This window comes from Paractinoplanes durhamensis (assembly GCF_016862175.1).
GTDB classification, from domain to species: domain Bacteria; phylum Actinomycetota; class Actinomycetes; order Mycobacteriales; family Micromonosporaceae; genus Actinoplanes; species Actinoplanes durhamensis.
Genome location: NZ_BOML01000056.1, coordinates 186,300 through 195,807 on the forward strand (window position 1 = coordinate 186,300; position 9,508 = coordinate 195,807).

At 65.8% G+C, this 9,508-nt stretch carries 11 protein-coding genes; 9 read left to right on the forward strand and 2 right to left on the reverse strand.

Features of this window, described 5'->3' with window-relative positions; translation table 11 throughout:
• Positions 1-10: 10 nt before the first annotated feature.
• The gene (locus tag Adu01nite_RS34135) at positions 11-700 is read right to left on the reverse strand and encodes a DUF4097 family beta strand repeat-containing protein (RefSeq protein ID WP_203733313.1); all 690 of its coding nucleotides are present in this window, start codon (positions 698-700) and stop codon (positions 11-13) included.
• 184 nt (positions 701-884) lie between these two features.
• Between Adu01nite_RS34135 and Adu01nite_RS34140 the strand changes: the two genes are divergently transcribed.
• The 6 genes from Adu01nite_RS34140 to Adu01nite_RS34165 all read left to right on the forward strand — a co-directional run bounded on the left by Adu01nite_RS34140 (position 885) and on the right by Adu01nite_RS34165 (position 6,758).
• Positions 885-1,604 (forward strand): helix-turn-helix domain-containing protein, encoded by a 720-nt coding sequence (locus Adu01nite_RS34140; protein ID WP_203733314.1) that lies wholly within the window; start codon positions 885-887, stop codon positions 1,602-1,604.
• Positions 1,605-1,698: 94 nt separating this feature from the next.
• A complete protein-coding gene (locus tag Adu01nite_RS34145; protein ID WP_203733315.1) occupies positions 1,699-1,905 on the forward strand; it encodes a hypothetical protein in 207 nt (68 codons plus the stop codon).
• Between the two features lie 67 nt (positions 1,906-1,972).
• Complete coding sequence (locus Adu01nite_RS34150) at positions 1,973-2,671, forward strand: Crp/Fnr family transcriptional regulator (RefSeq protein ID WP_203733316.1); 699 nt, start codon at positions 1,973-1,975, stop codon at positions 2,669-2,671.
• 36 nt (positions 2,672-2,707) lie between these two features.
• Complete coding sequence (locus Adu01nite_RS34155; RefSeq protein ID WP_203733317.1) at positions 2,708-3,418, forward strand: hypothetical protein; 711 nt, start codon at positions 2,708-2,710, stop codon at positions 3,416-3,418.
• Complete coding sequence (locus Adu01nite_RS34160; RefSeq protein ID WP_203733318.1) at positions 3,415-5,598, forward strand: hypothetical protein; 2,184 nt, start codon at positions 3,415-3,417, stop codon at positions 5,596-5,598. The genes Adu01nite_RS34155 and Adu01nite_RS34160 overlap by 4 nt, the downstream gene beginning before the upstream one ends.
• Positions 5,595-6,758, forward strand: a complete 1,164-nt coding sequence (locus tag Adu01nite_RS34165) for a hypothetical protein (RefSeq protein ID WP_203733319.1) — start codon at positions 5,595-5,597, stop codon at positions 6,756-6,758. The genes Adu01nite_RS34160 and Adu01nite_RS34165 overlap by 4 nt, the downstream gene beginning before the upstream one ends.
• Here the strand turns inward: Adu01nite_RS34165 and Adu01nite_RS34170 are convergent.
• Entirely contained in the window at positions 6,736-7,233 is a 498-nt protein-coding gene (locus tag Adu01nite_RS34170) for a Pycsar system effector family protein (protein WP_203733320.1), read from the reverse strand. The two genes, Adu01nite_RS34165 and Adu01nite_RS34170, sit on opposite strands and share 23 nt — an antisense overlap.
• A 394-nt stretch (positions 7,234-7,627) precedes the next feature.
• Here Adu01nite_RS34170 and Adu01nite_RS34175 point away from each other — a divergent pair, with 394 nt between their 5' ends.
• The 3 genes from Adu01nite_RS34175 (at position 7,628) to Adu01nite_RS34185 (ending at position 9,268) form a co-directional block, all read left to right on the forward strand.
• On the forward strand, positions 7,628-7,897 hold the full coding sequence (locus Adu01nite_RS34175) for a hypothetical protein (RefSeq protein ID WP_203733321.1): 270 nt from the start codon (positions 7,628-7,630) through the stop codon (positions 7,895-7,897).
• On the forward strand, positions 7,890-8,507 hold the full coding sequence (locus tag Adu01nite_RS34180; protein WP_203733322.1) for a DUF6879 family protein: 618 nt from the start codon (positions 7,890-7,892) through the stop codon (positions 8,505-8,507). The genes Adu01nite_RS34175 and Adu01nite_RS34180 overlap by 8 nt, the downstream gene beginning before the upstream one ends.
• 71 nt (positions 8,508-8,578) lie before the next feature.
• Positions 8,579-9,268 carry a DUF6082 family protein gene (locus Adu01nite_RS34185; RefSeq protein WP_203733323.1) on the forward strand — a complete coding sequence of 230 codons (690 nt, stop codon included), beginning with the start codon at positions 8,579-8,581 and terminating at the stop codon, positions 9,266-9,268.
• Positions 9,269-9,508 lie beyond the last annotated feature (240 nt).

Sequence of the window (9,508 nt, forward strand, 5' to 3'; positions counted from 1 at the left end):
CTGCTGCTCCTCAGAGGCTGCGGGCGACGATGTCGCCGTAGGCGGTGGTGGCGTGGATGTCGAGCTCGGCGGTGGCGCCCTCGGTGTTCTTCAGCGAGTTGTCGATCCGGCCGAGCGTGGTGCCGGCGTCGAGCGATGCGGAAACCCCGGTGGCCGCGCCGATCGACACGTCGCCGGCCTGGGTCTTCAGGACGACCGAGCCGCGGACGGCCTCGGCGATCCGGATGTCGCCCTTGCCGGTGCTGATCTCGCCCGGCCCGGTGAGCCGGCCGACCGTGACGTCACCGGCGGCGGTGGTGAGCCGGACGCTTGCCGCCTCGTCGACCTTGATCGCGCCGTACGACCCGTCGAAGACGACGTCGCCGAACCGGCCGACGGCCCGGAAGTCGCCGCTGGCCGCCTTGGCCTCGACCCGCGACCCGGCGGGCAGCTGGACGGTGACCTCGATCGACCCGGTGGCGCCGAGGAGCAGGTTCTTCGCGGTGGCCTCGATGCGCAGGACGCCGTCGGCGAACGCGACAGTGGTCTCCGCCGCGACCTTGACGTCGCGGCTCTTGCTGGAGTCGGCCGGCCGAACCTCGACGGTGGTGTCGGTGCGGTCGGCGGCGATGAACTGGACGAGCCCGGCCGGGATGTCGAGGACGACGGCGATCGGGGCGGCGGTGGCGAACGTCTGCGCGGTGTTGCTCTCGTTTTCCATATGCGAAACGCTACGTTGCGTTCACGTATCGAGCAACATATTTGTTGCGTTGGAATCCTTTGTCTGCAGCTCAAAGTCGGTATTTCGTTGCAACGGCTGTGTTTTTAACGCAACGATCCACTGTGCTTGCGTTGCAATGGCTGGAAATTGAACGCTATGCTGGCGGCAACGGAAGGGGATCGCGATGCCCGGAGGCAGGCTCACTCAGCAGGAGCGCCAGCAGATCACGCTGGGGCTGGGCGACGGGTTGGCGTATGCGGAGATCGCCCGCCGTCTCGACCGTCCGACCTCGACGATCACGCGCGAGGTGATGCGTAACGGCGGCCCCGCCGCCTACCGCGCCGACCTCGCCCATCGGGCCACCGAGCAGCGCACCCACCGGCGCCGGCAGACCGTGCCGCGAGGGCCGCAGACCCCGCCGGCGACCATCAGCGGGCGCGACGCCGACGCCGTCCGGGCGTATGAGGAAACGTTCACCACCCTGCTCATGCAGCAGGGCCTGCCCAAGATGATGTCCCGGGTGCTGACCTGCCTCTACACCTCGGAGGTGGGCAGTCTCAGCGCGTCCGAGCTGGTCCAGCGGCTCGAGGTCAGCCCGGCATCCATCTCCAAGGCGATCGCGTTCCTGGAAAGCCAGGGCCTCATCCGCCGGGAGCGCGACGAGCGCCGCCGCGAGCGCTACCTGGTCGACGACGACGTTTGGTATCAGGGCACGATCGCCAGCGCCCAGGCCAACATCCGGCTCGCCGAGATCGCCCGCCAGGGCGTGGGCATCCTCGGCGCCGACACCCCGGCCGCGATCCGGCTGGAGAGCATCGCCCGCTTCGTCGAGTTCATCGGCGAGAGCATCACCCGCGCCGCCGAACAGGCCCGCGAGGTCCTCTACACGAAGCCGGCCGGCTAGACCTTCTGTTGACAAGCCGTGGTCTATTGATCGAGCTGTTGATCATGGAGGCACGGTTGCAACGCGATGAGGTCGGCCTGCGCATCACGGCCGAATGGGATCGGCGCGAGGTCGAGGCGGCGCCGTCCGGGCCGGCCCGCGGGCCGGCGGCGAGGCGTGTTACCGCGGGTTGCTCGGGCTTTACGACGGCGTGGCGGGCCGCGGGCATCCGGCCCCGATCGCCGCCTTGGCGGAGGCGATGAACGTCTCGAAGGACACCGTGAAGACCCGCCTGCGAACGGCACGCCAGCGCCTGCGGTGATCACCAAGTGGCATGTAACGACACGCATCCATATGCTCACCCTCAGTCGATTAGAGGGGGATGCCGCGTGGAGTCCGGGCTGACCCAGTCACTGTTGCCCGCCGAGATGCGCGTACGGCTGGCCGAGATTCTCCCGGCCGGTCGCATCGTGCACTTCGCGCCTCGGGAGAAGCTCTTCTGCGAAGGCGATCCGTCGGACCACATCGCCATTCTCCTCGCCGGCATTGTCAAGATCACAGCGTCGACTGCCAACGGCCGGGAGGCGCTGCTCGGCTTGCGCGGTGCCGGAGAAGTCGTCGGCGAGATCGCTGCCCTCTATGGCAGTCCACGCTCGGCCACCGTCCGTGCGCTCGACGATGTGCGGGCCCGGCTGGTGCCGGCCTCGGCCTTCGTCAACGGGTTGCGGCGTCACCCCGATGCTCTTTTTGGCCTCCTGCATGCGGTCGTAGGCCGGCTGCGCGAATCTGATCGCCGGCGTCTCGAGTTCGCGGGATCCGACGTCCGGGAACGTGTCGCCCGGCTATTGGCAGAACTCGCCGGAACCCACGGCGAGCCCGCTGCCGACGGCTCGGTCACGATCGGCCTACCCCTGTCTCAAGCTGAGATCGCCGGCGCGACCGGGGCATCGCGGGAAGCTGTCGCCAAGGCGCTCCGTGTCCTGCGTGCATGTGGTGCGGTTGCGACGTCACGGCAGCGGATCACGGTTCTTGATAGGGACGCCCTAATGCGTATTCCTACACAGACGGCGCCCTCGGCTCAGGGGTAGGCATGTCCCAGTGCCTGCATCCGAGGGAGCGAAACCGTGTCCGAACTTCGTCATCGTGTTTTCGCCTTCGCCGACATCGAAGGCTCGTCCCGACTATCCACCCCGGACAAGGAGCAGGCCCAGCAGGACCTCGCTTCGATGCTGGAGGCGGCTTGCTCGCTCGCGGGAGTTGAGAGTCGCGAACTGGAGGACCGAGGCGACGGATATCTGCTCGTCAGCCTCACCGACGTACCCGTTCGCGATGTCATCGAGTCCTTCGCCAGCTCAGTGGACGGGGCACTTTCTCGCCGGCCGGTGGGCATGACTCGTCTACGCGTACGGCTCACCGTGCACCAGGGAGACGTTCTCCTTGGCGCGAGGGGTTGGCGCGGTCCGCAGCTGGACCGGGCGGCGCGGATGGTCGATGCCGTGGAGGTCAAGGCCGCACTCAAAGCAGCGCAGGATGGCCGGATGGCCTTGATCGTCGCGCCTGAGCTTTATCACAGCGTGATCCGTGGCTATCAGGTTCCGGACCCAATGGCGTTTCGCCTGCGTCGTCTCGATACCAAGGAAGGGCCGCTCGAGGCGTGGTTGACGATCACTGGGGCATCTGAGCAGCCCGGACGCGACGCTGATGAGGTGACCATGTCGAAGCCTGGCCAATCTGGTCAGACGATCAATCAGGTGGGCACAGCGAACAGCTCCCCATTCGGCAACACCGTGCGCGGCGGCATCAACTACGGCACCGACCAGGCGGGCAACCGTTGACCACGGATAAGGCCGGGGCTTCCTCGAAAGAGCAGCAGGCCGATCGGCCGGAAACGAAGCCGTCCGAGTCCGAGCCGAAGGCGACATCGCCGGGCGGGCCGGCCAGGGGCAAGCCCAAGGACGATGATCGACAGGACGGCAAAGCGCCGGACGGAGGCCAGCCAAGCGAGTCGGCGGATGAGGCCGCGGGCAGGCGCCCGGCAGGGACCGCTCTGATCGCCACTGTGTTGACGCGGGCCGGCGAACTAATTGCCAGCGAGCATGCTCTGGCCAACGCCAATATCGCCCTTCAGATCAACAATCTTCCTACTGGGCGGCAGGGCGCAGCACTGCAGAAGAAGACCGTCGGCACGGACACGCTTCTGCGAGTCCGGCACACATTTGTGCCTCCGCCGAGGCTCAGTGACGCCTGGGAGGTTTTGGCCGAGCAGCACCTCCTCCTGCTCTGCGGCTCGCCGGGTGACGGCCGGGAGCACTTGGCCACCTTCCTGCTCGATGCGTTCTGTGACGCCAGGGTCGGACGACTCGGTAACGGGTCGCTCATCGAGGTGGCGGAAGACAACCTGATCGTCGGAGGCGGGCACCTATGGCCCGTGCCGATCGGCGACAACTTCGACCAACAGGGGGCTGAAACGCTCGCCGGCCGGCTCCGCAGGGTGGGCGGCTACATGGTGGTGCTCTGGCCCGACGACCGTGAGTGCCCGCCGGAGTTCGGCGATTATGCCGCCGAACCGGGATGTCCGGATCTGGATGCGGTGTTCCGCAAGCATCTATCGGCTCCTGCAGAAGCGCTGATCGCGGAACCGGCGGTCTTGAAGGTGCGCGAGAGGCTTTCGGGCGCGCGCCAAGCTGCCCAACTCGCCATGCTGCTTGGTCAGGTATCGGCTGGTCGCAAGACCGTCGAGGTCGCGTTGGCCGAGGTCGGCGGTCCGGAACAGGGAATCGCGGATTGGTTCGGCGAGCTACCGGAGCGCGAGGACCAGGCCTTCGCGCTGGCGTTGGCCGCTCTGGACGATCTCTCCTTGCCGAGTGTCGTGGCTGGCGCCCGGCTCGCCGACGAACTGATCCAGCGGACCGAAGATCCTCGAGGCCGGTACGGCCTGCGCCCATTTCGCCGGCCCACGCGTACGCTGCTCGCCTCGGTCGGTGCCGAGTGCGTCTCGAATACCCGGGAAACCGCGTATGGGCAGGTGCCGATCATGTCTGTCCGGTTGCGTCGTCGTGGGTACGCGCGGGAGATCCTCGACGCGCTATGGCAATCATTCCCGTATCTGCAAGAGATCTATTTGGAGTGGATGAATCTGCTGGCACGCAACCCGGATCCTTACGTTCGTGAGCGCGTAGCCCTGGTTGCAGGCCTCCTTTCTGCTCATGACTTCGAATATGTCCGCGGCCGGTTGCTGCTCAGTTGGGCGGCTGATGCCGATGAGAAGCTGCGCCGTGCCGCGGCCACTGCCTTGCGCCCACCCGCTCTTGACGACAATCTTCGGGAGATCGTTTGGAGTCTGCTCGATCAGTGGGCGACGTTCGAGGAGAACGCCACTGAGGCTGAGGCTCATCAGCGCCTGACTGCGGCTACTGCTCTCGGCGGCCCGGTCGGTGACACGAATCCGGAGCGGGCCCTCGACTTGATCACTAAGCGTCTGCTGACGCACGTGACGAACGACTACGACTATGAGGTGTGGGCGGCCACGGCCTTTGCCGTCAGTGAGCTCTTCGGTGATGGCGGTTCTTTGACGAGCGACGCGGTGCTGCGTCGTGCAGCGCACTGGGCAGAAACGAAGGAGTCCGGCCCTAGCAACGTGGCCGTGGCCGTCATGCTCGGCCTCGCGGGCAAGCCGGCTGATCAGGCGCCGGCGGACGATCGGCGGCTGCCGCCACTGCTGCGTGCCACCGGCCGCTCTCCAGATAACATCGAATACGCGGCCGCCCTTTGGCGTCGGGCACTCGGTCATCCGAAACTCGCCACTGCTGCACTTCGTGGCCTGCGAATGCTCGCGGAAGAAGTCGATCACGGAGCTGGCCGCGATGAGCTGACGGTCATGGCAGTAGCTATTCCGCGCACCGACCGCGAGCGAAGGACGCTCAGGTTCGAAACCCGCCGCTGGACCGAGGACGACCCGCATCCACCCATCTTCGAACATCTGCAAGAGGCGCTGTCCAAGGAGAGTGACCTATGAAGCCGAATCCGGAATTCAATCCGATCGTCGGCATCACCATATTGCCTACGTTCTGGGCCACGATGGCAATTGCTTCGCCAGACGCCCACACCGCGTCTGTTTTCGTGTCCGTTGTCGAAGGATCCGAAGAGGCCGCGACCGGCAGTGGGACCGCACCGACGCTCCGGCAGCGGTTGCGGCGGCGCTATTGGCAATATGAGTTGGACCTGACACACCACCCGGTCGTGTTGAGGTTCTCACTGCCGGCGAAGGAGGAGGCGTATGCGTTTACCGCGATCGTCACGCTGCTCTGGGCTGTGCAGAACCCCATCCAGGTGGCGTTGCTGGGCGTGCGAGACCTGAAACCGATCCTTTGGACCTTCCTTGAACAGACACTGCGCGGCGTAAGCCGGCAGTTCGGGATCGAAGAGGTTCAGGCAGCCGAGGCGGAAATGCGCTTAATTCTCGACAAGCATGCGGGGGAAATCGGATTTGGTCTGCGGCTTCCAATGTTGGCGGTCAGCCTGCGGTTGGACGAGGACACAGAGCGATACCTGTCGCAGCGTGTCCAAACCGGCCGGGCGGGCAACCTTGCTGATGATCGGCATGATCTTGCTCGGCAAGAGGCGGAGAACGAGGAACGGCAAGCCGAGTGGCGCAGCCACCTCGAGCAGGCACAGGCCGAGTGGCAAGGGAGGCTTGAGCAGGTCCAGGCCGAGTGGCGCGGGCGTCTGGAACAAGCGCAGGCGCTGCACCGGCGTGATCTCGACGCAGCGCAGGCCGACCACGCTCGCGAGATCGAGCGACTGAACGCCGAACACGAGACCAAACTCAAGGCCCAGCGGCTCGATTTCTACCGAGACGCGCTTGGCGGGGGCAATCACGACGTCATGGTGCTGCAGCTGATTGAGAATCCCGGAGACATCGGGGCAGTGCTGCGGCTTATCGAGGCGGGAAACGACAAGCACTACGTACGGTCTCGCGAGATCCTTGACAATCTCCTGCAACATCACTTGGCCAATGCTGCTGACGTGGACGGATTGACGCAGCACACCATCGGCGAGCTGCGGACGGCACTGAGCGCTGCGGCGCCCCGATCCTCCGTGGTCATCGAGGAAGGGGTGAGCGAGCGAGTCCGGGAGAAGCACACCGATCGGATCATCCGCCAGACGGCCATGTGACGAAGGCGAGCCAGGTGAGCACGGCCATCAGCGTGAGGACTGTGCTCGTAGCCGCACGAGTCAGCCAGCGGTACTTGGTTACCGCGATTTTGGCCAAGGATGCGGCCTGGCGCCAGGCGTCCTCGTGACGGCACTTCAATGGGGGCACCTGAAAGAGTTGGTCGTCGTGCATCCGGATGAGGGCCGGGAAGGAGACCCGGTTTGGGCGACTCTTGTGCTCGAACACCCGGGGTGCCTGGCTGGAGGCCAGCAGTACGGCGGAGATCAGAATGCCCAGTAGACAGGCAGCATGCAGGATCTGGATGGCAGTGCCGCGTCCAGGATCATGGCGAGCAGCCAGGACTGTGATCATCAGGGCCTGGATGCCGGCGAGCGCGCCGGCCTTCGTGTCGGCGAATCTGATTGACTGATTCGTCTCGGTGATGGTGTGCAGGGCGACGGTCAGGTCTTGCTGTAGGTCGTTGTCGTTGCTCATATCTCTAGCAAGCCCCGGCATGGTTGGCCCGGTCTGTGTACGGATACGCACCGTCGGTCTGGATCACATCACTCTGGAGGATCGCGGCGCGATTCCGTGTCCGTTTTTCCCCCTTCGCGGCTAATCTTCTGGTGAATGCCTTGCTGTGCGTTCGCATTGATGCGGCGGCGGTGTCGGAACGGTGGGGGATCGGGATGCGGGAACAACTCGTCCGGAGCCGGAGGTGACCGGCGCGCCTGGGGTGCTGGCGCAGCCGGTAGCGGAACCCGTCGCTCGGCCCGGCAGCGGCCCTGCTCGGCCTGACCACCTGCAGGGCGACGATGCAGGGGCGTTGTGGTCATGGCCGGCCAAAATTAGGCTCGATCCGTTCTCTTGCGATGCAAGGAGGCGCTCGATGGACCGTCCCTGGGAAGCGGATACCGGCGCGAAGCTATGGCGACGTCTCGGAAAGTCCGCCCTTGAAATGGGCAACACATCAGCCAGCCCGAGCTGCCCCGATATCTGGGAGCTCGACAACGGCGACATCGCCGTCATCGGCCGAGACCTCACCGCCGTCTACGGCGACCGACTACCGCCGGACGTGAGCATCGGCCCCGACGAACGGCTCGTGGTCATCCCACGCAATATGCTCGTGGCCGCCAAGCCGGACATTCCTGATGCGTGAGTCGCTGGTCGGCGTCGCCTACACCATGTTGAATGTGGACGAGTACCTCGCGGATTTCGCCAACCGATTCGAGCTTCTCGGCCAAAGTCTGTGGAAACTGGAACGCCAGCAGGAGTTTCGGGAGCCTGGCTACCCCTCTTGGGATGCCTTCGCCGCCGGTCGCGTGGCGGAATCGGTCTCTCTCGCCGAGGCAGCGCGTGCCGAGATAGTCGAATACCAGCGGGACCTCGCCGCCCGAGACGTCCAGCTTCACCGGGTGCGGCTGGTGGCCAGTCCACCGACGCCGTACCTCTGGTGGGAGTCCCACATCCTGCGGATTCGGGCGGAGGCCGGTGAGCGCATCCGTGCACTCGACGTCGACGCCGTCGCCGATCTGGAGTCGGCGGAGTGGACGCTGCCGGAGGTGGTGGTGATCGGCGACGCGGTCATGTATTCGGTGCAGTACGACACCGAGGGCGTCCTGTCGGGTGCGTATCGGTATGAAAAACGAGACCTGATCAATGCGTGGGTGCGTTTCATCGCGGATTTGTTCAACCGCGCCGAACCGTTCGATGCCTACTATTCAAGAGAGATCAAGGACCTGCCGGACAGGCATAGCTCGGGCATATGACAGCGCCCAGGCTGCTGCATTCCCCAGCGTTGCGGCGGGCCACCTCCCGCGGTTTCGTTATTGTGCTGCTGGTGGTCGCGATCATCAGTGCTCTCGGCGGCGTGGCCCTCACGCCGACCCTGATCGGCCGCCTCGGTCCGGTGGGGACTCCCGCGGCCGAAGCGGAGTGGCAGCGCCTGGGCAACGTCGGCCAGACCTACGGCGCGGCCTCCGCGATGCTGTCCGTCCTGGCTCTGCTCGGCGTGGCGATCTCGTTGATCCTGCAGGCGCGAGAATCGCGCGCCGCCCGGGAACAGGCCCGTCGCGCGTTGCATTTCGAGCTTCTCCGCATGGCCATGGATGACCCGTTCTACCTTGCGGTGTGGGGGCCGTTCGCGCCGGCGGACACCGACCGTTACCGCGAACACATGTATGCCAATCTGATCGTTTCCCACTGGCAGATGGACTGGGACGTGGGCACCCTCGACGAGGAGCATCTGCGGGAGGTTGCCGCGGTCTTCTTCCAAGGACCCATCGGGCATCGGTTCTGGGGCAACACCCGGGAACTCAGGGCGAAGGCGGAGCGACGGCACCGCAAGCGCTGGCGTTTCCACACGATCCTTGACGACGAGTGGCGCAAAGCGCAGGTGCGGGCTCCCGCAGAACCGGCTCGCGAGCACTCCGGGCGCCGTCTGACGGCGGCCGTTCTGGCCGGTGCGGTTGTTGGCGCCGCGGCGGTGCGCATGCTGGTGCGGCGGCCGCCGGGTCGTCGGAAACGCTGAGGTTTCCTGGGTGGGGGACCAGGGTGAGCGTTCGTCGATGTGGCTGGGAAGATCCTCGCGGCATTTTGGTCGTTTGATCGGGGGGATCGGCCGTGGGGCGTTGGCGGGCTGGGCGTACAGCAAAATTGGTTGTTGCGGCGGGGATGGCACTTGCGGCTGCCGTTCCTAGCTTTCTGCTGAGCCGGGCGGCTGATGCCGCCACGGCGGCGCCGGCCACGATGCCGGTGGCGGCGGCCGACT